The organism is Nocardiopsis sp. CA-288880 (assembly GCF_050955985.1).
GTDB classification, from domain to species: Bacteria; Actinomycetota; Actinomycetes; order Streptosporangiales; family Streptosporangiaceae; genus Nocardiopsis; species Nocardiopsis tropica.
In genome coordinates this window covers 2503258-2527810 of the sequence record NZ_CP192105.1, presented here as the reverse complement: position 1 = coordinate 2527810, position 24553 = coordinate 2503258, and the positions used below count along the sequence as shown (strand labels likewise).

16 protein-coding genes are annotated in these 24553 nt (G+C 75.0%); 11 read left to right on the top strand and 5 right to left on the bottom strand.

Annotated features, from left to right (window positions below; translation table 11 throughout):
- Positions 1-59: 59 nt before the first annotated feature.
- Together ACQPYD_RS10875 and ACQPYD_RS10870 are read left to right on the top strand one after the other, a co-directional pair.
- The gene (locus ACQPYD_RS10875) at positions 60-1712 is read left to right on the top strand and encodes an SWIM zinc finger family protein (RefSeq protein WP_433700862.1); all 1653 of its coding nucleotides are present in this window, start codon (positions 60-62) and stop codon (positions 1710-1712) included.
- Positions 1713-1908: 196 nt separating this feature from the next.
- On the top strand, positions 1909-2154 hold the full coding sequence (locus ACQPYD_RS10870) for a hypothetical protein (protein ID WP_433700861.1): 246 nt from the start codon (positions 1909-1911) through the stop codon (positions 2152-2154).
- Positions 2155-2290: 136 nt separating this feature from the next.
- Here ACQPYD_RS10870 and ACQPYD_RS10865 read toward each other — a convergent pair whose 3' ends face one another.
- Positions 2291-3679 carry a DUF2786 domain-containing protein gene (locus ACQPYD_RS10865; RefSeq protein ID WP_433700860.1) on the bottom strand — a complete coding sequence of 463 codons (1389 nt, stop codon included), beginning with the start codon at positions 3677-3679 and terminating at the stop codon, positions 2291-2293.
- A 317-nt stretch (positions 3680-3996) separates the two neighbouring features.
- Between ACQPYD_RS10865 and ACQPYD_RS10860 the strand changes: the two genes are divergently transcribed.
- On the top strand, positions 3997-5652 hold the full coding sequence (locus ACQPYD_RS10860; RefSeq protein ID WP_433700859.1) for a hypothetical protein: 1656 nt from the start codon (positions 3997-3999) through the stop codon (positions 5650-5652).
- Positions 5653-5681: 29 nt separating this feature from the next.
- Here ACQPYD_RS10860 and ACQPYD_RS10855 read toward each other — a convergent pair whose 3' ends face one another.
- The 4 genes from ACQPYD_RS10855 to ACQPYD_RS10840 all read right to left on the bottom strand — a co-directional run bounded on the left by ACQPYD_RS10855 (position 5682) and on the right by ACQPYD_RS10840 (position 9771).
- Positions 5682-7316 (bottom strand): hypothetical protein, encoded by a 1635-nt coding sequence (locus ACQPYD_RS10855; RefSeq protein WP_433700858.1) that lies wholly within the window; start codon positions 7314-7316, stop codon positions 5682-5684.
- 162 nt (positions 7317-7478) lie between these two features.
- On the bottom strand, positions 7479-7907 hold the full coding sequence (locus tag ACQPYD_RS10850; RefSeq protein WP_433700857.1) for a YchJ family protein: 429 nt from the start codon (positions 7905-7907) through the stop codon (positions 7479-7481).
- Between the two features lie 111 nt (positions 7908-8018).
- Positions 8019-8738 carry a DUF981 family protein gene (locus tag ACQPYD_RS10845; RefSeq protein WP_433700856.1) on the bottom strand — a complete coding sequence of 240 codons (720 nt, stop codon included), beginning with the start codon at positions 8736-8738 and terminating at the stop codon, positions 8019-8021.
- Between the two features lie 178 nt (positions 8739-8916).
- Entirely contained in the window at positions 8917-9771 is an 855-nt protein-coding gene (locus ACQPYD_RS10840; protein ID WP_433700855.1) for an alpha/beta hydrolase, read from the bottom strand.
- Between the two features lie 730 nt (positions 9772-10501).
- Here ACQPYD_RS10840 and ACQPYD_RS10835 point away from each other — a divergent pair.
- Genes ACQPYD_RS10835 through ACQPYD_RS10800 form a run of 8 tightly spaced genes read left to right on the top strand, consistent with a single transcriptional unit; the run spans position 10502 to position 24533 of the window.
- Complete coding sequence (locus ACQPYD_RS10835) at positions 10502-12817, top strand: vWA domain-containing protein (RefSeq protein WP_433700854.1); 2316 nt, start codon at positions 10502-10504, stop codon at positions 12815-12817.
- A gap of 44 nt (positions 12818-12861) precedes the next feature.
- Positions 12862-16149, top strand: coding sequence for a tubulin-like doman-containing protein (locus tag ACQPYD_RS10830; RefSeq protein ID WP_433700853.1), 3288 nt, complete (start codon positions 12862-12864; stop codon positions 16147-16149).
- Complete coding sequence (locus ACQPYD_RS10825; protein ID WP_433700852.1) at positions 16146-18599, top strand: hypothetical protein; 2454 nt, start codon at positions 16146-16148, stop codon at positions 18597-18599. Before ACQPYD_RS10830 ends, ACQPYD_RS10825 begins: the two co-directional genes overlap by 4 nt.
- Positions 18596-19714, top strand: coding sequence for a hypothetical protein (locus ACQPYD_RS10820; protein WP_433700851.1), 1119 nt, complete (start codon positions 18596-18598; stop codon positions 19712-19714). Before ACQPYD_RS10825 ends, ACQPYD_RS10820 begins: the two co-directional genes overlap by 4 nt.
- Positions 19715-19732: 18 nt before the next feature.
- Positions 19733-20773 (top strand): TRAFAC clade GTPase domain-containing protein, encoded by a 1041-nt coding sequence (locus ACQPYD_RS10815; protein WP_433700850.1) that lies wholly within the window; start codon positions 19733-19735, stop codon positions 20771-20773.
- On the top strand, positions 20770-22503 hold the full coding sequence (locus ACQPYD_RS10810; protein ID WP_433700849.1) for a hypothetical protein: 1734 nt from the start codon (positions 20770-20772) through the stop codon (positions 22501-22503). The genes ACQPYD_RS10815 and ACQPYD_RS10810 overlap by 4 nt, the downstream gene beginning before the upstream one ends.
- A gap of 46 nt (positions 22504-22549) precedes the next feature.
- Positions 22550-22969, top strand: coding sequence for a Fur family transcriptional regulator (locus ACQPYD_RS10805; protein WP_267949320.1), 420 nt, complete (start codon positions 22550-22552; stop codon positions 22967-22969).
- A gap of 58 nt (positions 22970-23027) precedes the next feature.
- A complete protein-coding gene (locus tag ACQPYD_RS10800; protein ID WP_433700848.1) occupies positions 23028-24533 on the top strand; it encodes a catalase in 1506 nt (501 codons plus the stop codon).
- Positions 24534-24553 lie beyond the last annotated feature (20 nt).

Genomic DNA, 24553 nt, shown 5'->3' with positions numbered 1-24553 from the left:
ACGGCCACAGCGGAGGCGGTTCGCGGGACCGTGCGCCGGGTCCGGTGTTCAATGGGCGGATGCGTGCCTTCTCCCGTGAAGAACTCCTCGAACTGGCCGGACGGAAGTCCTACGACCGCGGCGCCTCCTACGTCCCCGCCGTGCAGGGCCTGTCCACCGACAGGACGACCGTGCACGGCACGGTCACCGGAACCCGTGTCTACCGGGTGGAACTCACGCCCGGCCGGTCCCGGATGTCCTGGGAGTGCGACTGCCCGTGGGCGGAGGAGGGCAACTTCTGCAAGCACTGCGTGGCGCTCGGCCTGGTGTACATCTCCGCGGTGGAGCGCGGGACGTCCGTCCCCGCCGCCGCGGCCCCGCCGGACATCCGGACCTACCTGGAGTCGCTCGCCTACGCCGACCTGGTCGACCTGCTGGTGTCGGCGGCCGGGACCGACGAGGCGCTCGAACGCCGGCTGGAGGTGCGCGCGGCCTCGGCTGCCGTCACCGGCTCCGGCGGCGGCGATATGACCATGGCCGCCCTGCGCGCCTTCGTCGACCGGGCCCTGCGCATCGACGACTTCGTGGACTACCGCGAGGCCCCGGCGTACGCGGAAACGGTGTCCGACGTCGCCGAACAGCTGCACCGGCTCATGGAGGACGACCTGCACGACGCGGCCGAGGAGCTCTCCCGGTACGCGGTCGAGCGGCTCGGCGAGTACCTGCCCCTCACCGACGACTCCGACGGTGAGGTGGGAGAGGCCGCCCTCCGCGTCGTGGAGGCGCACGTCGAGGCGTGCGCCAACGCGAACCAGGATCCGGTGGAACTGGCGGAGTGGCTCCTGGACCGGCAGCTGAACGGATCGGACGTCCCCGAGCTCCTGCTGGAGTCCTACGCCGGGGCCCTCGGCGAGGCCGGGTTGGAGCACTACGGGAACAGACTGGTCGGCATCGGGGCGGACCGCACCTCCGACGACTGGGGGACGCGTTTCCTGATGGCCGAGTTCGCGCGGGTCAGCGGTGACGTGGACCTGCTCGTGCGCGTGTACTCCCAGGGCCGGGAGGGGGTGTACCACGCCGGGATCGTCGACGCCCTGCTCTCCGCCGGGCGCGACGGCGAGGCCCTGGCGTGGGCCGAGCAGGGGCTGGCCGAGGAGGGACACCCCGACGGGCGGCTCGTGGAGCACGTCGTGGGCGCCTACCGCGCCGCGGAGAGGTGGGAGGACCTGCGTCGGGTGCGCTGGGAGGTGTTCGAGCGCTCGCCCGGCGTGGAGAGCTACCGCGCGCTGCGCGACGACGAGGCGCCGGGGGAATGGCCCCGCGTCCGCGGCCAGGCCCTGGCCGTGCTGCGGAGGTCGGCTGCCAGGCGGAACACCCGGCACTTCCCCTGCCCCCTGGTGGAGGTGCTGCTCTGGGAGGGCAGCGGGGACGAGGCGTGGGAGGCCGCCACGGAACACGGCTGCGACGACCGGCAGTGGTTGAGGCTCGCGGAACTGAGGGAGGAGGAGCACCCGGGTGACTCCCTCGACGTGTACGTGCGGGAGGTCTCCCGGCTGGTCGCGCTGACCGGTACGGCGCCCTACCCGCGGGCGGCCGAGCTGGCCCGCAGGGTTCACGGACTGTACGGGCGCCTCGGACGGCCGCAGGACGCCGTGGAGTTCGTGGCCGGGCTGCGTCGGGAGCACCGGCGCAAGCGGCGGTTCCTCGCCGCGTTGGACCGGGCGGGCCTGTAGGGGGCCACGGCGCAGGGGGCGAGCGCGCCTCCGGGGCGGCGCTCCCTGCCAGTTCTCCGGTTGTCCGCGCGGCGCCCCTCCCGGTCCGCCGCGAGGCCGTCTCCCGCACCGGTTGTCGGGACGGTCGCCGGACTCCATGGAAGAAGAGGACCTTGGTCCTGGGTCAGACCCCGCGGACGATCGACATCATGTCGACATGGACACCCTTCCGTTCGGACCGAACGCCATCCTGATCTCCCCGACCGACATGGCCCACAAGGTCGGGTGCTGGCACAACGACGAGCCCCGTATCCGCTCCGGGGAGCACCCCGGATGGGGTTGGAGCCCCGAGGCCGCCGCCGAGCAGTGGCTGCGGATCGGTGAGGGCCAACCGCTCCAGGCGACGGAGGGCGACACCTCGCGGTCGGCGACGAGGCGGTGCAAGACCTGCCCCGGTGACTGACGCGCCCCCTCAGGACGGCTCATGGGGCTGATCGGCCACCGCCCCCGGCCCCACCAGGGCCGGTGAGCACGAAGCAGGCCGCCCGAGGAGCCGCGATCCCCACCGCACGGGCCTCCCGGCCCGGAAACCCTCGGGTTCACCCGTCCAACCGGTCCCGCACGCCGAAGTCGGCGGCGTCGGCCGCCGCCCGGCCCGCCGTCCAGCCCTCGGCGTTGGAGGAGCTGGCCACGGGCACCTCCACCAGCTCGGGGAAGGCCTCGGCGAACGCCTCCTCCACCTCGCGCTCCCTGCGGGCCAGGACGGGGACCAGGTCGGTGCCCGACTCGGCGTACTCATCGACGGCCCGTTCGCGTCCGGTGACGGCGGCCTCCGCCAGCCGCTCGCCGATGCGGGCGGTGAAGGCGGTGAGGAACGAGGTGCGGAAAGAGCGGGTGGTGGAGCGGCCGTAGGCGTCGCGGGTGGCGCCGGCCTGGCGCATGGCCCTGGTGGCCTGGAGCAGCAGCGAGGTGAAGAGGAGCTCGACGGCGTCGACGTCCCCGGCGGCGCCCATGACGGTGCACATGCCCAGGTCCTTGTGCCACACCGAGCGGCAGTGGTTGGCCTCCGAGACCACGGAGAGCAGGGAGGCCTTGTGCTGTTCGTAGGGCGCCTCCACCGGCAGGCGGCGGCCCCGGGTGTCGCCCGTGGTCCCCGCCTGGGCGGCCAGCGCGGCGTGGTCGATGCTGTGCCGGGCCATCATCTCCTGGGCGCGGGCGGAGAGGGCCTCGGCCTCCTCGGGGAACTCGGTGGCCTCGGCCTTGGCCAGGAGTGCGCGGATGCGCGCGAGCTTGGCCGGGTCGGCCCGGGTGGCGGCGCCGGCGGAGGGGGTGCGGGCGTGGCCCGGGAGGGGGCAGAGCACCTGCAGCGCGGGCACGGCGTACAGGAAGGTGAGGACGCGCAGCGCGGTGTCCACGGCCGCGGGGCGCCGCAGCCTGTGGCGTTCGGCGAACCGCTGCGGGTGGTCGGCGTCCCGTCCCCACCAGGGCTCGCCCAGGGCGCGGACCTGTTCGGCCCATTCCGGGGCGACGCGGGCGGCGGCGTAGCTGCGGTACTGGGCCACCACCAGGTCGGCGGTGAGGTCGGAGCCCACGGTCCCGGTCTCCCGGCGGGCGCCGCGGACCAGTTCGGCGGGCTGCCAGCCCCGGGGCCACACCTGGGCCACGGCCTGTCGGAGTTCGGCGAACAGGATCCGGTCGACCGTCGTACGCCACCCGGCGGGGCCGTCCGCGAGGAGGCCGACGACGCGCTGGGCGGGGCCTGGGCGCCCGTGGTGGAAGGCCTGGACGGCCTGGCCGACCAGCGCGAGGACCTGCTCCGCGTCGCCGGGCCGGTACTGCCCGGACGGCGGCGGCCCCGTCCGGGGCCCCGGCTGGGATCCCGCCTGCGGACCCGTGGCCGATCCGGTCTGTGCCGCCGAGCGGTGGCGCCTGTGTTCACGCTCCTTCCTGCGCGCGGCCTGACGGCGGTTCCTGTTGTCCGTGCCCATCCGTACCTCCCCGGACATGGTGGCAGACCCGGCCGGGTACCGCGCGACCCCTGGGGAAAACCCCTCCCGAGTCGTGACGCGGCGCCCGTGCGCCGGGACCAGACCGGGAATGCCCGGCCGGGCGGCTGCCGGGCGCCGCGGACCGGTGGTTCCACCCCTCACCAGCGCCTTTGGGGGTCCGCGATCCCGGTTCCCGGGCGGCGGTGGCGTCCGCGGCCGTGAAACCGGGCCGACCGGGTTCGCGAAACCGCCCCACGGCCGTGCCCCGGAGGGGTAGAAGGGATGTCCGCGCACCACCAGGAGACCCGGGAGCGAACATGCCCTCTCATGACCGGTCGGCCCCGGGCCGGGAGCCCTCCTCCGCGAGGCCCGTGTCGCTCCTCCCGGCGGATGTCCTCGCGTGTGCCGCCCTGACCACCCCCCTGCTCCGCGACGCCCTGCGCCTGGCGCGCTGGAGCGCTCCCGCCACCCCGCTCACCCCGGAGGGCCTCCCGTACGCGACGGACATCCGCGCGGCGGACGAGGCGCTGGGGCTGTGGTCGCACGGCCTCGACGCGGAGGCCGCCTCCGAGGGGCCGGACTGGGTCGACGCCGAGGCCGTCGAGGCCGCGCGCTTCGCGCTCCCGTGGCGGACCGCCGTGCGGCTGGGCCTGCTGGAGGCGACCGCCGACTGGGCCGGGCCCGAACCGGGGCTGGAGGAGCGGGTCCGCGACCCGGACCAGGTCCTGCGCTGGTGGACCGAGGTGTTCGAGGCCTCCGTCGGCCGCGCGCGGGACGACCTCTCGGCGGGGACCCCCTGGCCGGGCGTCGACGAGCCCTGCCTCGTCACCGCCGTCCTGCGCTTCCTCTACGAGGCGCCGGACGGGTTCCGGGTCCCGCTCCCGGTGCTGGTCGGGGCGGTTCTGCGGGAACCGGCCGAGGGACCGGGCCCCGATCTCCCCCTTCCCTCACGGGACCGGCGGCGGGCGACCGGCAGGGTCGTGCGCACCCTGCGCCAGCTGCTCGGGACGGGCGCCGTGGCCCTGGTCGCCGCGGAGGACGCGGGCCCCGACGGGGCCGCCCCCCGGTGCGCCGGGTACGGCCACCCGGCGGTGGAGCTGACGCCCCTGGGGCGGTACGGGGTGCGCGGTTTCCTGGAGGAGGAGGGCGTCGAGGCGCCGCTCGTCGGAAGCCTCGCCGGGGCGGGGGCGGCGGGGTTCCTCGACGCCCTGGGGACGCTGCCGCCCGATCGCCTGATCGCCGAGGTCCGGCCGTGGCTGGACGAGCGGACCCCCGCCGCGGCCCTGCGCCAGATCGTCGCGGTGACCGACGGCCCCGGCCGGGCGCTGCGCCGCTGGACGGGGACGAAGGTGCTGGACGCGACCAGTTCGGAGATCGGGCGCGAGCTCCGCGCGCTCCTGTCCTCCGACCGCCCGTCCGTGGTCAGCCTGGCCGCCGTCGTCCTGCTCACCTCCGGGACGCTGTCCCCGGAGGAGGTGGACGGGGTCATGTCCGGGCACGGGCACTGGGTCGTCATCGACATGATCGCGGCGGCCGCGGAGCGCAGCCCCGAGGACCTGCCCGGGTTCCTGTCCGCCGACGGGGTTCCGGACATCGAGCAGCTCGTCCTGGAGGACACCGACCGCCTCTGGAGCCCCGAGCACCCCGACACGCTCCCCGTCCTGAACGCGGTCGGCCGCCACCACCCCGACGCCTCCACCGCCGCCCGGGCCCGCGAGGCCGTCCGCGCCCGGGCGGTGGCCCAGCTGCGGAGGCGGCCCGGGCTCTCTCCTCCCGCCCACCGCAATCCGTTCCGGCCCTGGTCGAGAGGGGCGGCGGACCCCGGGTACGGGGGCGGCGACGCGGAGGCCCCCGAGGCGGGGCCGGACGACGGGAGGGAGCGGTTCCGGGTCCGGAACTGGTTCCGGCGGCGCCCCCGGAACCCGTGGCGCGTTCGCGGCAGGCACCGGGCCCAGGACCGCGACCGCCCCTGAGGCCGGGGAGCCCGGGCGGCGGCGCGGGCCTAACCGAGCAGGGAGTCGAGCAGGGGGCCGAACTCCTCGTCGGAGGTGCGGACGGAGACCGACTTCGCCTCGTGGTCGACCTCGATCCCCACGGCCCGCAGGTCGGGCACGGCCTCCTGGCCCGCGGCGAGCGAGCCGGGGTGCCACCAGTAGAGCTGCGCGCCGATGGGCTTGGCGGCGTCGGCGGCGAACTTCCCGGCGATCTCCTGCAGGTTCTCCATCGCCGCGAGGGGGTGCCCCTGGCCGAGCGGGTGGGCGATGAGCACCTCGGGAACGGGGAAGGCCACGAGGGCTCCGTGCGGGGCCTCGCCGATGTGCCGGCCGAGGGCGTGCGCCTGCGCGGCCACGTAGGGGTGCTGTCCGCCGATGTGCACGAGGCGGACCCCGTCGAGGTCGTGCTCGCTCACCTCGACGGGCTCGTCCAGGGAGCCGGCCACGGCCTCGGCGAAGACCTCGTCGTCGGGGCGGCCGGTGTCCTCGTGCGCCTTGCGGGAGAGGGGCTGCAGGCTCTGGGGGCTGTCGACCACGACGGTCTGCCACAGGCCGGGGGCGATCTCCCGGGCGAGGAGTTCCTCCAGGATCCCCTCGGGGAAGGCCGAGGCGGGGTAGAGGCGGACCCGGAGCCGCCCGGCCCCGCCCGCCCCGGGGTCGCCGTCGGGCGCCGGGGCCCCGGTGGCGCCGTCCGGCCGGGTGGCCTTGGCCAGCTGGTCGACGGCCGCGCGGGCGAACCCGGCCGCGTGGTGCGCGAGCTGGTCGGGGGCGGCGTCGGCCAGGGCGGAGCGGAACCCGCTGATGTCGGTGGTGGCCCGGTTGCCGTCGGGGAGCGGTACGACCAGCGTGTCCGCCTCCTCGAAGGAGACCTCGACGCCCTCCTCGCGGAAGGCGGAGACGAGGGCGCCCGCGACCGCATCGTCCGCGCCGGAGGCCGTTGCGGGGGCTCCGCCGGGGGCCCCGCGCTCCCCTGCCGCGCGGGCCATGTACCCCCCGAAGTGGGTGGCCAGGCCGAGGCGCTGCTCCGGGGGCAGGACGGCCGCCTGGTCGAACGTGTCCTTGAGATCGTTGTCCAGGAGGACCCCGCCGTCGGGGAGGGAGACCCGCAGGCCGGTCGGCGGCAGGTACTCGGCGCGCAACCCCTCGGCTGCGCACGCCTCGACCAGCGCCGCGCCGAAGTCCGCCGTGATCTGTTCGGTCGGCAGCTCCCGCGCCTCCGCGAGCCTGGCGCGCAGCCATGCGGGGACCGCCTCCTCGTCGCGGGGGAAGCGCTCCAGCTCCTGGGCGTAGGCGAGGGGGCCGGCCCCGGGTGCGAGTTCGGGTTCGGTGTCGTGGTTGTACTCGACGTTGAGCTGGTGGGTGTGGTGCACCGAGATGATCATGGAGAGCCAGGTCCCCTTGCCCTCCTGGTACCCGGCGCGCTTGAGGGCGCCGACGAGCTCGCCGACCCCCTCGGGGACCTCCACCTGGCTCACCTGGCCGTCGGCGTCCTGGACGGCGAGGGTCTCGTCCGTGTGGGCGCCGATGACCCTGGTCAGGTAGGTGAGCTGCTGCCACCCCTCGGGCACGGCCGAGACCAGCCGGCCCGCGAGGTCCTGCAGGAGGGGGCCCTGTTCCAGCGGGCCGGGCGTCGAGGCGTTCATGGTGCTCTCCGTGTCCGTTCGGCGACGTTCGCGCACCCTTCCTACCGTGCCGGGGCGGCGGCGCGCACCGCGGGGCGCGCCCGTCGCCGGGGGTTCACCGGTCGCCGGGCCCGCCGTCCGGGGCGCACGAGCCTCCGGCCCGGCCCGCCCGGCCCCGCGGGGTCACTCCGGGAGGGCGTCGAGGTAGACCCAGGCCCCCTCGTGGCGCAGGAAGCGGCTGTGCTCGACGAGCTCGCCCTCCCGGCCGTTCTCCCGGTACACGGCGCGGAAGGCGACCGTGCCCTCGTTGTGGAAGGGCGTGCCCTCGCCGGTGGACAGGATCTCCAGCCGCACCCACTGCGTGCGGGCGTCGAGGTCGAGGTCGGCGGGCCGGGTGCGGGGGTGCCAGCTCCGCAGGAGGTAGTCGCGGTCGCTGACGGCGAAGGCGCTGTAGCGCGAGCGCATCAGCTGCTCGGCGGTGGAGGCCGCCGCCGTCCCGCTGTGCAGGCGGCCGCAGCAGTCCCCGTAGGACTCCGGCCTCCCGCAGGGGCAGGGGGAGCCTGCCGCCGTGGTGTGCGGTCGGGGGCCGGTGCGTGGTTTTCGCTGCGACATCCCCCCATTGTGGCCGGTCCTGGCCGTGGGCGGTCCCGGACGCGCGGTCTCCGGAACGGCTGCGGCCGGAGGGCCCCGCCCCGGCCACGGGCGCCCGCCGGGCCGGCAGGGTCACATGGTGTTGATGACCAGACCGATGTGCGTGTAGTAGTTCAACGCCCCGAACAGCAGGAACGCCGCCCCGGCGACGCCCCACGCGACGCCGATCACCGTCCACAGCCCCGAGCCCAGCGACCTGAGTCCGAACGGGAACAGGACCGCGCCGACCCCCACGAGTACGTAGAGGCCGGAGATGAAGGTCGCCTCCAGCCAGGGGTAGGCGCCGAACACCCCGGAGATGGGCTCCTGCGGAGGGGCCGCGAAGAGCATGAACGCCCACCCCGCCGCGGCGATGCCGAACGCCGCGAGTCCGATGCCGAACACCAGGACGGAGAGGGGGCCCGCGACCCGCGCCGCGTGCGCGGCGGGGTTCTCGTGCGTGTTCAGGGCCTCGCCGCGCTTCCACAGGTACAGGGACGCCGCCAGGAGCAGGACGCCGAACACGAGGCTCGGCTCCCCGAAGACGATGTTGTCGAACGGGAACCCGCCCGCCGCGAGCGGCCAGGTCAGGGTCATGTGCAGTCCCGTGGTCGCCAGGAGCAGGCCGAGTGCCCCGAAGGCCAGCGCCCATCCGTCGGGCACGATCCGCCCGCCCCGCAGCAGCGCGCGGCCCAGGGCGACCACCAGCAGCAGTCCGGCGCCCGCGGCGACGGACATCACGGTGTTGTACGTGGGCATGGTCGCCCAGTCGATCGTCAGGCCGCCCTCGACCCCGGTCAGGAAGTCCCCCATGTGCCCCGCCCCCGTTCGAGAACCGGCCCGCGGGAAGAGCACGGGCCGGTTCCGCAAAAGTCGCACAGAGTCACGGTGGAGTCACGCATCGCCGCAGGTGGCGGGGGGACGAACCGGAGTTCCGGCCGGGGTGGCCGGGGCCGCCGGGCGAGGGGGCTCCGTACGGTCGGCTCCCCGTCTACGAGAGGTTGCGCCGGCGGACGTCCCACTCGGTGGAGCACAGGCCGCAGTCCTCGCCGACGAACTCGCCCCCCGCCTCCTCGTCCCCCTTGAGCCGCCACTTCAGCCACGCGGTGCCGACCCTGCCGTACTCGCCGCCGTGGGGTTCGGCGAAGGTCCCGAAGTGCCCGACGTCGAGGTTGCCCATGAACGCGGGCAGGTCCGAGGGGATCCGCTCCCAGTCGTCGAGGGCGTTCTCGTAGGCGATGTCGGTCGGCCCGCCGGCGAAGTAGGCGATCGGGGCGTGCAGGTCGTCGAGCAGGTGGTTGTCGGAGTCGCTCAGCAGCCCGCTGTTCCAGAGTACGGTGGTGGTGATCCGGGGGTCGTCGGCCACCTCGTAGGTCTCCAGCCCGCCGCAGGACTGGCCCATGACGGCGATGTTCTCCGTGTCGATCCTCCCCCGGTACTCGCTGAACAGTCGGCTGTTCTCCGCGATCGCCCAGTCGACGGCCTCGGTGAGCATCTCGGGGTCGGTCCTGCCGGTCCCGCCCGGGCGGCCGTTGGCGATGACCAGGAACCCGTGCGAGGCGAACTCGGTGAGGATGTTCTCGAACCACGTCCCGTCCGCGCGGCAGGCGCCGTTACCCCAGGCGACGACGGGCAGCGTCTCGTCCTGGGGCAGGTCGACGGGCCGGTAGACCGTGTGGTCGCGCAGGCGGAGGGTGGTGACGTACCCGGCGTCGTAGGGGCCCGTTCCGCCTGCGGCCTCCACCCGGTCTGCTGCGGCCGTTCCAGGAGCCAGGGGTGCGAGGGCGGCGGCCAGCAGGGCGACGAGGACGGCTGCCGTCCGGCGGCCGGGTGCGCGCGATTCCATCTCGTGTCTCCTCAGGGGGTGCGGGGGACAGCGGCCTCGGGCGCGCTGTCCCCCGAATATTCGACACGGGAAATCGGCTGTCAATCGCGTTCGGACAGGACCGGTCGATCCACCGATGAAGCCGCGCCCGCCCCGGCGACCCCTCGGAAAAGGGGCGGGAAAACCGCCGCCCGATCCCCCTTCACCCCGACCCCCTTCGACGGGTTCCCGTGTGCGGGGGCACGGGCCGAATCCACCCGCGCGGACACCTCCGGGGCGTCGACCTCCCATCGCCCCCTCTCCCTTTGGGACGAAGGACCTGAAACGTCCCTGCCGCCCGGACACCGTCGCCCCCGGCCGGGCTCCCTCGCCGAGGATCAGCCGGTCAGCGTTCGACAGCCGCCGGCGCACACGGAACCCGACCCCGCGGGGGGGAACGCCCCAGAGGGCCCTTCGCACCCCGGTCGGGCAGGAAACCGAACCCCCGTCGGAAAACACCGAGCAGGACATAACCCCGATAAAAATGACCACCAAAACCCCAGAGGCACACCCGAACACCACAAAGAAAGAAAAACCCCAGAGATCCCATCGGCCACATATATGGAACGGAAAACCGCACCGGAATCCGTTGAAGCACCTCTCGGAAAGAAGTACAGTATGCCTCCCCTATATTTTTCCGATGACAAGCATCTTGTGCACGTGAAAAAGGATCGCTTTCCCTCACCACCTCGACGAGAAGGGAACAGGTGGCTTGGCCACGACCCCCCGCGTGAAGCCGGCCGGGAGCCGCACGGCCCTCGTCGCGACACTTCTCCTGCTCCTCGGACCGGCTGTCCCGCTCCCCGCCCACGCCGGGGCACGCGCGCCGCAGCCCGGGGAGAGCGCCCCGGTCCCCCTCGACATCGTGGTCCTGGTGGACGAGTCCGGTTCCCTGGGCCGGGACGACGTCGAGGAGGAGGCCAGGGCGGCCTCGACCATCGCGCAGAGCGTCCTGGACCCCGGATCACGCGTCACCGTGGTCGGCTTCGGCAGCAACAACGGCGAGTCGGGCCAGATCGCCGCCCGGGAGGTGTGCCGCCCCACCCTCGTGGACGAGGACGGGGGCCGCCAGTACCTGGCCGACTGCGTCGACGGCCTGGAGCGCCGCGAGGACTCCGAGGGCGACGACACCGACCACGCCGAGGCGCTGGGAGCGGCGCTGGGCCACCTGACCGGCGCGGACTCACCGGACGGATCGTCCAAGATCGTCTTCCTGCTCACCGACGGCGCGCTCGACGTACGCGACAGCCCCCAGTACGGCGCGGCCGAGCGCCGCAACGACAACGCCGCCGCCCTGGTCGGGGAGCACCTGGAGCAGGCGGCGGAGAACGGCGTGCGGATCTGGCCCCTGGGGTTCGGGAGCGCCATCGACCGGGACCAGCTCGACGCGTTCGCCGCGGGCGGCTCGCAGGACACCTGCAACGACCTCGAGGTGTCCGCCCCGGTGGCCCGCGTGGCCGACGACTCCTCCGACGTGGCGCGCTCCCTCCAGGAGGCCCTGGCCGCGGCGTCCTGCTCCCAGGTGGGGGAGCCCGCGGACGAGACCCTGGCGGGCGGGGGCCGGGCCACGCTGGAGGTCGACATCCCGCTCGTGGCGACCGACGGCGCGCTCATGGTCACCAAGAACAACCCGGCCATCCGCGTGGAGTACCTCGACCCCGAGGGCGAGGCGGTGGACACCGGCGCCGCCGAGCACCGCGGCTCCGCGATCACCGTCAGCGGTGAGAACAGCCCCGTCGAGGTGCTGCGGCTCGTCGACCCGATGCCCGGCACCTGGAGCGTCCGGCTCACCTCGCCCGAGGGGACCCCCGAGGAGCTGGTGACGGCGCGCGCCCAGTGGAAGGGCTTCATCAACACCTTCCTCCGGGTGGAGGGCGGTCAGGAGCCCGGCGAACTGGTGGTCCGGGTGGACATCCGCACCCGCCGCGGCCCGATCACCTCCCCCGAGGCCCTCGCCGACCTCGAGTTCTCCGCCGAGGCGGCCTTCCCCGACGGCTCCTCCACCCCCGTGGGGATCGGCGACGGGGGCGAGGCCCCCGACTCCGCGGCCGGGGACGGGCAGTACGCCGGCACGGTCTCCGTCCCCGAGGGGACCGGCGAGGTGACCTTCACCAGCCGGGTCCAGGGGCCCGGCGTGCCCGACGACGTGCACGAGTACGTGTACACCTTCGACCCCGGGGGCAGCAGCCTCCGGCCCGACGTCTCCTTCGGGGAACTCCCCGAACAGGTCTGGTCCGGCCAGGAGGTGGCCGGAACCCTGACCGTCGCCAACCAGGGGCCGCGGGAGGAGACCGTCGAGCTGGTGCTCGCCCCCTCGGAGGGCCTGCTCGCCACCATCGCGCAGGACGCCTCCGGCTTCGCGCCCGGGAGCAGCCGCAGCGACTTCACGGTCCGCGTCGGCGAGGGCTCCGAACCGGGCCCGGCGACCCTCAACGTCCTGGCGGTCGACGCCCGGGGCGAGGTCCTGCACACCTCCCCCACGATCACGACGACCGTGCGCGCCGCCCCCGGCGCCCTGGAGCGGTACTGGTGGATCTGGGCCCCGCTGGCCGCCCTGGTCCTGCTCGGCGGGGGCGCGCTCCTGCTGGGCCTGGGGCAGGCACGGGAGAGGCGGGACGTCAGGGGGATCTCCGCCACGCTCCACCGGGACGGCGTCGCCCTCCTCCCGCCCCTGAAGGCCCCCGCCAGGCGGAGCACGGTCTTCGCCTTCACCGTCCGCGAGGAGGAGGGGTTCGACCCCCGGCTCGACCACCCCCGCGGCTCCGGTCCGGCCCCCGTCCACGAGGTCCGGCGGCACCGCTCGGGCGGTGTGCTGCTGCGCACCGCCGACGGCCGGGAGCAGATCCTGCGCTTCGGCCGGGCCGGCGAGCCGCTGTCCGGCGGCCTGACCGTGTCCTTCGACGACGGCCGGGCACGCCGGAGGGAACCCTCCCCTCCACCCGCGCGGCACGAGCGCCCCCGGACCCCGGGCCCCGGTGCGGCCGCCCCCGAGCAGGCACCGCCGGCCGGCGGCATCCAGCTCGACTGACCCCCTCCCGAGGAACGACGCACAGCCGAAGGGTTCCCCTCTCCATGACGATGAAGCTCTACCAGCCGCTTCTGTACGTCGGTCTCGGCGGCACCGGCTGCCGTATCGGCGCCGAGCTCGAACGCCGTATGCGCGAGGAGTTCTGCGGCCCCGACGGGACCGAGTTCCAGAGGCGCCGCCCGGGCGCCGACCTCCTCCCCTACCAGCTGCCGTCCTGCGTGCAGTTCGTCTACGCCGATGTCAGCCGCAGCCAGCTGGACGCCATGCCCTCGAGCGTGGTGCCCGGACGCCGGTACTTCCCCGCGGTCGAGCGGACCGCCCACTACGTGCGCGACCTGCTGCCCGAGGTCCGCACCTACCCGGAGGCCGCGCGCAGCCTGCGGCTGAGCGCGGGCGAGACGGTGGGGCACTGGCTCCCGCCGGAGGCGGGCGAACCCCGGGTGGCGCCGCTGGACCACGGGGCCGGGCAGTTCCCCACGGTGGGCCGGGCCGCCCTGTTCGAGACCTTCCGGGGCGGCGTAGGGCCGGCCGTCGCCCCCCTGCACGAGGCGATCAACCGGCTCGCCACCTCGGCCGGGGACCTGGCCGCGCTGGGCGGCGCGCTGCCCCGCGCGTGCGACGTGTTCGTCTCGTTCTCCGTCGCGGGCGGCACGGGGGCCGGGATCTTCTACGACTACCTGCACCTGATCGCCCGGGCCTTCGAGCGCTCGGGCATGCGTATCCAGATCTACCCCCTGGTCCTCATGCCCTCGTCCTTCGACGAGGGGTTCGGCGGCGGGCGCAACGCCCGGCTCAACGCGGGCCGCGCCCTCCTGGACCTGTTCCGCCTCGTCGACGACCAGAACGGGCGCGAGGCCTCCCTGGAGCTGGCCGACGACACCCGTCCCTCGCTCCGCAGCCGCGAGGAGGCCTGCGTCCACTACCCGGTGGAGGGCCGCGTCCAGATGGCGCCCTCCACGATGCAGACGGCGTTCCTGTTCAACAGGCCGACCGGGACCGACCGCGAGGACCTGCACCGCTCGGTGGTCTCCCTGATGCTGTCCCTGGCCGGGACCGACCCCGACGACAAGGCCGAGGAGACCCCCGGCGCGCAGCAGGAGTACCAGTCCTTCGCGGACAGCTTCATCAACGGGGACAGTGAGCGCGGTTCCTCGGCCGAGACGGGCATCGGCGACAAGGGCGTGTCGACCGCCCTGGTCGCCTCCATGACCGTGCCCGTCGACGAGATCGCCGACATCATCGGCTCCCGGCTGCTGCGCTCGGCGGTGGAGGACATGCAGGCGCCGATGCGCGCCCTTCCCCCGGAACAGACCCAGGAGGCACTGCGGAGCTTCTTCTCCGAGGCCCAGCTGCACCCGCTCCTGGCCCGGACCGGCATCGGCTTCGCCGAACCGCAGCCCGCGGACGGCGCCAAGGAGGTCGCGGGGGCCCTGTACGACCGCGGCGAGGCCATGAAGCACAGCCTGGCGGCCCTGCGCTCCCGCCTCGCCCGCGAGGCTCCCGACCTGGCCCGGAGCTTCGACCACCGGTCCGGGACACGCGCGCTGCTCTCCAGGCTGGACCCCTTCCAGGCGCTGCGCGTGCTCTCGGGCGACCCCCGGAGCGGCGACCCGACGGCGCAGCTGGGGATCCTCGGCCTGCTCCAGCGGCGCCGCGACACGCCCCCGCCCCCGGAGGGCATGAGCGGGTTCCCGGCCCTGCCCGAGATGCGGGACCGGCTGGGCGGCCTGCGCAGGATCCGCTTCGCCGACCCCGAGCCCTCCGCCGCCCGGGCGCGCCAGGACGCCTGGTACGACTGGCAGACGCGGACCGCCTGGAGCGAGGCCTGGGCGGCGGCCGAGCCCCGCTGGAAGCAGCAGACCGCGCAGATGGCGCGGGACCTGCCCGCGCTCGTCCAGCAGCTGGACGAGCACGCCCGGGCCGACCGCCCCCGCTTCGAGCGGCTCTCCCGCGAGCTCTACCGGCAGCGCACCGGGGTCTCCTACCTCCTCCCCCCGTCCGGCGGCGACCTCGAACCGTTCTTCGCGCGGGTCCGGGAGCAGGTGGTGCGGCACCTGCACGAGTCGGGGCAGCTGCACGCCTCCCCCACCGACGCCGAACTGGTCCAGACGCTCCTCGGACCGCGCGTCTGGGCGGAGGCCTTCGGCGCCGCCCTGGAAGGCGGTCCGGCCGAGGCCGTGGCCTTCCTGCGCGAGCGGCTCAAGACCTGGGTCAAGGGCTTCCTGCGGGACCCGAAGTCCCCCAGGGCCCACCTCCTGCCCCGGCTGGCGGACCTGCTATCCCACGCCGCGGGACAGACGGCGGGCAGGATCGCCGAGGAGGACCTGGCCCGCTTCCGCGCCCAGGTGGCCGGCCTGCTCCCGGTCGGGTACGACCCCCAGGGGAACGGCCCGCTCAAAATCCTGATCTCCTACGACTCCCCGGCCAAGAACGACGCTGTCGAGCAGTGCCTGAGGGAGATGCTCAACCTGCCGCGAGGCGCCGGGCACAAGTTCGAGTACCGGGTGACCGGCGCCGAGAGCATCAGCGTGGTCCTCTTCCGCAGCTCCATGGGCATCACCGAGGTCCCCGAGGTCCGGGAGGTCATGCGGCTGTGGTCCGACGCGCTCACCCGCCACCAGCCCGGCGACCACCTGCCCTGGCGCCAGCGGCTCGGGTACGACTTCAGCCACCTGGCCACGACGGAGCGGCACCGGGTCCGCATCCTGCAACGGCTGCTCAGCGCCCTGTGGAACGGGAGGGCGTCCGTGGTCGGCGACCCGTCGGCCCCGGACGAGGTCCGCTTCGCCCTGGGCGGCGGGGTCACCATGCCGCTGCGGCTGGCGCCCCTGGGCCGCACCTCCTCCTGGGGCAGCCTGCTCCAGGCCTACGAGCGCTGGGCCTTCACCGGCGAGGACGGCATCACGGGGCAGTTCAGCGCCCAGCTCATGCGGGAGGTGCCGTTCGGCGTCGACAGCAGGCCGGAGCCCCCGCACCCGGTCTTCGAGGCCTTCTGCCGCCTGGCCGACGACCGGAGCGAGGCGCGGCGGCTGGAGCGGATGGCGCAGGGCCTGCCCGGCAGCTCGCGCGGCAGGCTGCTCCAGGCACGGGACTTCTGGGAGCTCACCGTGCCCGCCGCCATGGACCTGGAGTTCGCGGGGGTGAGCATGCCGCTGTTCTCCAACCTGAGGCAGCTGCGCTCGGAGGCGTCGGACGCGGGCGGCGGGGCGGGGCCCGGGTACCGGACCGCGACACCCGGGGAGCCCGGTCTCGACGGCATGGACTTCGGCGGAAGCGGGGTCGGGAACGGCCCCGGACGGCCCGGCGGCCGGGAGGGTGACCCGCTGCGATGAGCGTGCGCCTGTTCGACCTGCGTGGGAGCAGTCCGGCGGAGGCCCTGGGGGCCGTCCTCGGCGAGCTCGGGGAGGGCGCCCCCCTCACCGGGGCCGACCGGGTCGTCCTCCTGGACGGGACCCGGCTGCTGGCCGCACACACGGCCGCCTACGAGGCGGTGTTCACCAGCGGCCGCGTCCGCTCCGCGGTGTGCGTCGCCGTGGGCCCCCCGACCGCGGACGCCGGGCGCCGGTTCCTGGACCGCCCCGGCCAGCTGGGCCCCGGGCGCGGTGTGGCCACCCTGTGGGTCGGCGACACCACGGGGGTGGACTGGGGCATCCGGCCGCCGGGGCCGCCCCGGCCCCGGGCCGGTGTCCCCGCCGGCTCCGGGGCCGGCCTGGAATACCTGCTCGCCGCGCTGGGGCAGGTGGAGGTGTTCGACCGCGTCGTGGAGCTGAGCGGCGAGCTGCCCGAGGCCGCCGCCTCGCCCGGCCTGTGCTGGTCCGAACCCGACAGGGGCGGCGGCGCGGCCGATTCCGCGCTGGCCGCGGCCCTGCGGCGGTACGCCGCCGGAGGGGGCGCGTCCGGTCCAGTCCTCGGGGGCGAGACCGGAACGGTCCCGGCCGCCGCGCCCTCCCGGGGAAACCTGCTGGCGGACCTCGTGGCGGGCGCCCGCGGGTCCCGCCCCGTCGACGTCCGCGGCGGCACGGGGGAGCTCGGGGCCCGCGAACGCCACGCCCGGGACGCGGTCGCCGCGGCGGAGGAGGCCCTGGCCTCGCTCTCCGCACCGGGAGGGGCGTTCGCGCGCACCACACCCGAACGCGTGCGACGGGAGGAGCTGCGGACCGCCGGGGAGGCGCTGGACGCCTACCGCGCCCATGTCGACCGGCTCTTCCGCGAGCTCTCCCCCCTGACCGGGAACCGGCTCGCGGCCGCCCTGGGCCGGGCCGGGGTCCGGGGCGCGCCGCCCACCCGTGAGGAGGTCGACGAGGCGCTGGGCGCGCTCGCCCGGCTCCTGGAGGAAGGGGTGCGCGGGGGCGCCCCGCTCGACGGGCTCGCCCGGGATTTGGAGGAGGTCTCCCGGCGCGTCGCCCCCCGTGACGGCGCCGCCCCGCCGCCGGCGGGCCCGGAGGTCCCCGACGACGTGCTGCGGTCCCTGGCGGACCCGCCCCCCTTCCCCCTGCCGGGGCCGCTGTCCCCGCTCCTGCTCCCGGCCTTCCTCCTGCCCGTGCTGCCCGCGCTCGCCGGCGGCCCCGCGGGGCTCGCCGGGGGGATCGCCGCCGCCCTGGCCTGGGTCCTGGCGGTCGCCACGGGCGCGCAGAGGGCCCGTGGCCCGGGCGGCCGGCTGCCGACCGCCGTCGCGCACGCGGTGGCGGCGTTCTCCGGGGTCCTGGCAGGGCTGGGCGCGGGCGGTGTACTGGGGATCGGCCTCGTGGTGCCGCCGCCCGTGTGGCTGTCCCTGGCGGTCCCCGCCTGCGCGGCGGCCGGGGGCGGCGTGCTCCTGTACACGTGGTCCCGGCTCGCCCGCGGGTGGCGGGACCGGATCGCCCCGGAGCGGGCCGACGCGTCCGTCGCCGCCCTGGCGGCGCTGGTCGACCGGCGCGCACGTGAGTCCTGGTACCCCGGGGCCGCGCGGAGCGGGGTGGCCGACGCGGCCCGGTCCGCCCAGGGGGCGGTGCGCGCCGTCGCCGACGCCTTCGCCGGGGCGGCCGCCGCCCTGCCGCCGCCCTCCTCGCACCCGGAGGAGCTGGAGGCGGTGGTGCGCTCGGACCTGGCGGCACTGGCGCGCGCCGCGCTGGAGCCGGTGCTGGCCGGGCTGCGCTCGGGTGCGCCTGTCGGCGACCTCTCCCGGAGGGTGCACGGCACGGCGGCCGACCTGTTGGAGGGGTACCGGGACCACCTGGCCCGCGCGGGCGCCCACGTCCCGCCCCGCTTCGCCGACCCGGACACGCCCCGGCGGGTCCGGGGCGGCCCCGACCTGGACCGGGCGCTGGACACGCTGCGCCTGTCCCCGGAGGACCGCATGCTGCAGCTGTGCGACCCGGGCCACCTGTCCCTGCTGGGCGAGAGCGCCCACGCGGTGCGGGCGGTGCGCTTCGCCCCGTACTCGGCGGGGGTAGCGGCGCACGGGGACCCGGACTCGGCGTTCCCGGACGGTTCGGCCGTGTGGACGCGCGAGGGGGCGCTCACGGGTGTCCTGCGGCTCGTCCCGCTGCGCCGGGGGGTGGTGCGCACCCGGTGGTCCCGGACGGAGCCGTCGGACGACGGGCACGGGGGCGGGGCGGGACGTCCCGCCCCGGGCCGGGCCCCGGAGGAGGACCCGGCGGGCGCGTTCGCCGAGGGCGCGGCCGGGGGACCGGCGGAGCCGCCGGAGGCGCCGTTCGGGGAGGCCCCGGCGGACAGGCCCCGCGGGGGCGCGGACGGCAGGGGGGCCGGGACCGACCGGCCGGAGGAGGACTACCTGCGTTGAACGAGCACAGTGCCGTGGAGGCCGCCTACCTGACGCCCCGCCGGGAGAGCGCGCGGTGCCGCCTGGTCCCGGCCCCGGACCGGACCGTCGACGCGCCGGCGCACCCGCTGCTGGAGCTGGCGGCCGTGCACGACGAGGTGTCCGGGCGCGACCTGCTCAGGCTGTCCGTGCGCCCCCTCGACGGCGAGCGCGTCCAGGACCGGGCCCGGGCCTTCGCCGCCCTGGACAACGAGATCCTCGCGGGGGTCAGGCTGGCCAGGGCCTCGCACGGTCCCCCTCCGGCGGAACTGAGCCGCCTGGTCGGCTACCGCGACGACCCCGCGGAGCCCTTCGCCCTGCTGGAGCCCTACCGGGGCGAACCCCTCGACGCGGTCCTGGGCAGGCGGCTGCTGTTCGAGGAGGAGCGGGCGGCCTTCCGGGAGGGCCTGTTCCGGGCCCTGTTCTGGCTGCAGGCCTGCGAAGTGGTGCACAGGGACATCCGGCCCGGGACCGTCCGCTGGGACGACGGGGGCGGGGGCGTGCAGGTGTGCGGCTTCACCAGCGCGACCGTGGCCGGTGTGGCGCGCGAGTCGGTGGGCGTCGGCCCGTGGGCCTCCCACGAGCAGCGCGCGGCGGTGGGGAGGTGCGACCCCCGTGACGACGTGTGGTCGGCGGGCCTGGTCCTGTTCCAGGCCCTGAGCGGCCACGACGTGTCCGGCGGAGGCATCCTTCCGCTGGACGGGCACCCCGGGCTGGCCGTGCAGCTGGAGGGGGTCTTCGCCGGGGAGGCCGAGGGGCGTCCCGGGGCCGGGGAGCTCCTGGCCCGGGTGTCGGGCGCGGTGCCGCCCCACCGGACCGGGGTCGGCGACCACCTCCGGCAGGGCCGCACGAGGTTCCGGGAGAACAGGGAACGCAAGAGGCTCGCGGCCGGGTGGGCCCCGCCGGACGGACCCGCGCCCGAGGGGCCCGCGCCCCGTGCCCCCGCCGCGCCCGCCCCGGGCGGGCCCCCGCCCCGCGCAGCCGCCCGCGAGGAGGAGCCGGTCGGTGGGACGGGCCGGTCCGGCTACGTCGGCCTCGCGCTCCTGCTCGCGCTGATGGTGGCCGCGTCCGTCGCCCTGTTCCTCCGCTTCGGCTGACCGAGAGGCTGACCACCCATGACCGACGACTCCGCGGACGCCCCCCGGGTCCTCTGCCCCGTGTGCCTGAGCCGGGTCGGACCGGACAGCGGGGAGCTGAGGGAGTGGCGGGACGGCGAGTACCGCCCGCTGTACGTCCCGGACGGGGCCACCGAGCACATGCGGCTCCGGATCATGCGCACCCGGGCCCAGGTGCTGTGCCCCAACAGGGGCAACGAGTACCCCGAGCACCACCTCCCCTACCAGTACGTCGACCAGCGCCGCGATCCGGTGGTGGTCGCCCTCGTCGGGGCGCCGCGGTCGGGCAAGACCCACCTGCTCGCGTCGATGGTCGGCGCGATCCAGGAACAGGGCCTGAACCGGTTCGGCCTGTCGGCCTCCCCCCTGGACGTCAACGCGTACGAGCGGTTCACCAACACCCGGGTCCGTCCCCTCCTGGCCCAGGGCCGGGTCCTGGCGCGCACCAACGACGACGTGTGGGAGTTCGAGGTGGGACTGATGGTCTCCGACGGCTCCGACCAGCGCGCGGTGGCCTTCTTCGACGTCGCGGGAGAGGTCATGGACACCGTCGGCAAGGTCTCCCGGCAGGCGTTCTTCGACAAGGTGGACGGGTTCGTGTTCGTCGTCTCCCCCGACGACCTGGAGGACGACCGCGCCGACACCACCTTCTCCGCGGTCCTGGACGTGGTCGAGGACAAGCAGGACAAGGCGGCCGTCGTGGTGGTGGGCAAGGCGGACGTGTACCGCTACGAGCACCCGGTGGACCGGTGGCTGCGCGACGGGGTGTGCCTGGACGACGCCTCCCGCATCGCGGCCGAGACGGAGGACCTCTACGCGTTCATCGACCGGTACGACAAGGGCGGGAGCTACCTGAGGCCGTGGACCGAGTTCGGCAGGAGCGCGATCCACGCGGTCTCCGCGACGGGGGGAGCCCGGCTCCCGGACAGCCCCAGCTACTCGCGCCCGGTCCGGCCGCAGCGCACCCTCCAGCCCTTCCTCACGCTGATGGCCATGACCGGGGTCGCGACGGCCCCGGGGGCGCGGGGGGTGGGGCTGTGACCGCGGAGCGGGGCGCCGGGGGGACCGGCAGGGAGCCCCTGGAGCGGATCTCGTTCGGCTACCGCAGGCAGGGCCTGCTGGGGACGGGCATCGGACCCGTGGGCACCTCGCTGTCCGACAGCGCCGAGGGCTACATGCGGCTCGTCACGTGGCGGGACCGGCTGGACGGGGTGGTGGCCCCGGAACTGCCTCCCGAGCACACGGCGCCGAGCTACTGGTACCGCAGGTTCCAGGACGGGCAGGGCGTCCTCCTGCGCCGCCTGCCCGAACCCGCCCCGTCCGACCGCCGGGGCAGCCGTGCCCAGGCGGTGGTCGGCGACGACCTGAACGCGCCCCGCGCGCTCCTGGTCGCGCTGGAGGCCGTGCCCGAGCTGAGCGCGTGGCTGTCCGAGCCCTGGGAATCCGAGCGGGGGTGGGCCTGCACGGCGCCGGCCCTCGTCCCCGGGAGCTTCTCCGACCTGCCCGAGCGGCTGGAGCGCGAGGCCGCGGCGCAGGCGGGCCTGGCGCCCCTGGTGGCGAGACTGCTGCAGGCCCCCGGCTCCCCCGTGGACGTCGTCGTCCCGGCGGGCGCCCCCGCCCCGGACGAGAGGACGAGGCTGCTCCTGCTGTGGGGCGCCTACGTGATCCTGAGGGACGTGCTCGGCACCGAGCGCAAGCCCCGGGGCGGGCGGTCCGACTGGTCGTTCTCCACCTACGAGCCCTGGCCGGAACGCGGCACCGTCCCGACACGGCCGAAGATCGCGTTCCGGCCGCCGGGGCCCGCGGCCGGTGCGGGGTCCGTTACCGCGCTCGACGCCCTCTCCGACGGCGATCCCTTCCACCACGACCTCGCCCGCTGGCTCGTCGGGCACCTGGAGGCGGGCACCCTGCCCGAGGCCACCGAAGGGCTGCAGGAGGACCGCGCGTCCGAGCACCCCCGGGTCCTGGAACTCCTGGGCGGGCGCATGCGGCGGTCGTCGGCGCGCCCCGCCCGAAGGGGGACCGCCCCCTGGGGCGACCCGCCCCGGTTCTCGCCCCGGGCCTTGGAGGACGCCCTGCGGCCGACGGGGCCCACGGCCCCGGACGCCTCCGCGGGCCCCGCCGAACCGCCGGAGCGCACCGCCGGTGCCGGGCGCGTCCCGGAGGAGCTTCCCGGGGCCGCGCGACCGGGCGCTCCCCGCGCGGGGGCGGCGGAACGCGGGGGCCGTCCGCCGGAGGACCAGGGGGTCCCCGGCAGCCCCGACCCGGGCGAACCCGACCGCGGCCCCCGCCGGGGCCCGCCGCCCTCCCACCGGGCCGGGCACCGGGCCCCTCCGCTTCCGCGCCCCTCTTCGCGGCCGGAAGGGGCTCCGGACCCGGTTCCCGGTTCCTCGGCGACCGGTGGGCCGCCTGTTCCCCCGGCGGACCGGGGACGGGGACCGGTCCCCCGGCCGGACGCCGACCCGGCGCCCGGGTCCGTCGTGCCCTCCCTCGTGCGCCCCGGCCGGCCGGAACCCGCGGCGACGCCCGCGGACCACGTGCCGGAGGAGCTGCTGCGGCTCCTCGACGAGTTGGGCCGGACCCGGGACCCGGACCGGATCAGCGACCTGGCCACCCGGATCGTCGAGCACCGGCACCCGGGGTTCGGGCGCAGGCTCGTGGTGCGTGGAGCCGCGGCGGGCGGGTGGGAGGTCCGGCCGGAGCTCGTGGCCGCCCTGATCGTGCAGCTCCTCCTCGTGCTGATCGCGGTGGCGGTGTTCACGGGCGGTTAGGATGGCCTTTGTTGGAATCATTCCAGAAAAGTGCTTCAATGGGCCCATGCACCAGACGGAGACGGAGGCTCTCCTCCGGGAGGCCTCGCTACGCGTGACCCGGCCACGGGTGGCGGTCCTGGAGGCTGTCGGGGCTCATCCGCACGCCGATGCCAGCACCGTCCTCCAGGCGGTCCGCGGCCAGCTCGGTGCGGTGTCCACACAAGCGGTGTACGACGTGCTCAGGGCTCTGACAGACGCCGGGCTCGTCAGAAGGATCGAACCGGAGGGGTCGGCGGCGCGCTACGAGCGAAGGGTGGGGGACAACCACCACCACGTGGTCTGCCGCAGTTGCGGCGTGATCGCGGACGTGGACTGCGCCACCGGAGCCGCCCCCTGCATGACGGGTTCGCAGGACCACGGCTTCGCCATAGACGAGGTCGAGGTCACCTACTGGGGCGTATGCCCCGCCTGCCAAGAGGCCTGACACACGACCGGTGCTCCACCGCAGCACCAAGAGATCCCACCTTAGGACCGAGGAACGAATGTCGCACGACAACACCAAGCCGCTGACGACAGCCAACGGCGCCCCCGTCGCGGACAACCAGAACAGCCTGACCGCGGGCCCGCGCGGCCCGATGCTGCTCCAGGACCTGTGGTTCCTGGAGAAGCTCGCCCACTTCGACCGCGAGGTCATCCCCGAGCGCCGGATGCACGCCAAGGGTTCCGGGGCCTTCGGCACCTTCACGGTCACCCACGACATCACCCGGTACAGCAAGGCCGCGATCTTCTCCGAGGTCGGCAAGCAGACCGAGATGTTCGCCCGCTTCTCCACCGTCGCCGGTGAGCGCGGCGCAGCCGACGCCGAGCGCGACATCCGCGGCTTCGCCCTGCGCTTCTACACCGAAGAGGGCAACTGGGACATCGTCGGCAACAACACCCCGGTCTTCTTCTTCCGTGACCCGCTGAAGTTCCCCGACCTGAACCGCGCCGTCAAGCGCGACCCGCGCACCAACATGCGCTCGGCCGAGAACAACTGGGACTTCTGGACCAACCTCCCCGAGGCCCTGCACCAGGTCACCATCGTCATGTCGGACCGCGGCATCCCCGACGGCTACCGCCACATGCACGGCTTCGGCTCGCACACCTTCTCGTTCGTCAACGAGGCCGGCGAGCGCTTCTGGGCCAAGTTCCACTTCCGCACCCAGCAGGGGATCAAGAACCTCACCGACGAGGAGGCCGCCAAGGTCGTCGCCGAGGACCGCGAGTCCTCGCAGCGCGACCTGTTCGAGGCCATCGAGCGGGGCGACAACCCGAAGTGGACGTTCTACGTCCAGATCATGCCCGAGGCCGAGGCCGCGGACTACCGCTTCCACCCCTTCGACCTCACCAAGGTCTGGTCCAAGAAGGACTACCCGCTGATCGAGGTCGGCGAGTTCGAGCTCAACCGCAACCCCGAGAACTACCACGCGGACGTCGAGCAGGCCGCCTTCACCCCGGCCAACATCGTCCCGGGCATCGGCATCTCGCCCGACCGCATGCTCCAGGGCCGCCTGTTCTCCTACGGTGACGCCGCCCGCTACCGCCTGGGCGTCAACCACCACCAGATCCCGGTGAACTACCCGCGCGGCGCCAAGCTGGTCAACACCTACCACCGCGACGGCGCCATGCGCGTGGACGGCAACCAGGGCGGCGTCCCCGGCATCGAGCCCAACTCCTACGGCCGCTGGCAGGAGCAGCCCCAGTACGCCGAGCCGGCGCTGGCCGTGGGCGCGACCGCCGACCGGTTCGACTACCGCGAGGACGACGACAACTACTTCGAGCAGCCCGGCAACCTGTTCCGCCAGATGACGCCGGAGCAGCAGCAGGTCCTGTTCGAGAACACCGCCCGTGCGATCGACGGCGCCTCCCAGGCCACCGTCGAGCGCCACATCGGCAACTGCACCAAGGCCGACGCCGCCTACGGCGAGGGCGTGCGCAAGGCCATCGAGGCCCTGCAGGCGGGCAAGGTCTCCTCGACCGAGCCCAACCCGAACAACGTTCCGGCCTGATCACACGCCTGAACGCCTGA

Bases quoted from the DNA above. Each gene is read 5' to 3' on its own strand.
- ACQPYD_RS10875 (WP_433700862.1), top strand. From the start codon at position 60: ATGCGTGCCTTCTCCCGTGAAGAACTCCTCGAACTGGCCGGACGGAAG.
- ACQPYD_RS10870 (WP_433700861.1), top strand. From the start codon at position 1,909: ATGGACACCCTTCCGTTCGGACCGAACGCCATCCTGATCTCCCCGACC.
- ACQPYD_RS10865 (WP_433700860.1), bottom strand. From the start codon at position 3,679: ATGGGCACGGACAACAGGAACCGCCGTCAGGCCGCGCGCAGGAAGGAG.
- ACQPYD_RS10860 (WP_433700859.1), top strand. From the start codon at position 3,997: ATGCCCTCTCATGACCGGTCGGCCCCGGGCCGGGAGCCCTCCTCCGCG.
- ACQPYD_RS10855 (WP_433700858.1), bottom strand. From the start codon at position 7,316: ATGAACGCCTCGACGCCCGGCCCGCTGGAACAGGGCCCCCTCCTGCAG.
- ACQPYD_RS10850 (WP_433700857.1), bottom strand. From the start codon at position 7,907: ATGTCGCAGCGAAAACCACGCACCGGCCCCCGACCGCACACCACGGCG.
- ACQPYD_RS10845 (WP_433700856.1), bottom strand. From the start codon at position 8,738: ATGGGGGACTTCCTGACCGGGGTCGAGGGCGGCCTGACGATCGACTGG.
- ACQPYD_RS10840 (WP_433700855.1), bottom strand. From the start codon at position 9,771: ATGGAATCGCGCGCACCCGGCCGCCGGACGGCAGCCGTCCTCGTCGCC.
- ACQPYD_RS10830 (WP_433700853.1), top strand. From the start codon at position 12,862: ATGACGATGAAGCTCTACCAGCCGCTTCTGTACGTCGGTCTCGGCGGC.
- ACQPYD_RS10825 (WP_433700852.1), top strand. From the start codon at position 16,146: ATGAGCGTGCGCCTGTTCGACCTGCGTGGGAGCAGTCCGGCGGAGGCC.
- ACQPYD_RS10815 (WP_433700850.1), top strand. From the start codon at position 19,733: ATGACCGACGACTCCGCGGACGCCCCCCGGGTCCTCTGCCCCGTGTGC.
- ACQPYD_RS10805 (WP_267949320.1), top strand. From the start codon at position 22,550: ATGCACCAGACGGAGACGGAGGCTCTCCTCCGGGAGGCCTCGCTACGC.
- ACQPYD_RS10800 (WP_433700848.1), top strand. From the start codon at position 23,028: ATGTCGCACGACAACACCAAGCCGCTGACGACAGCCAACGGCGCCCCC.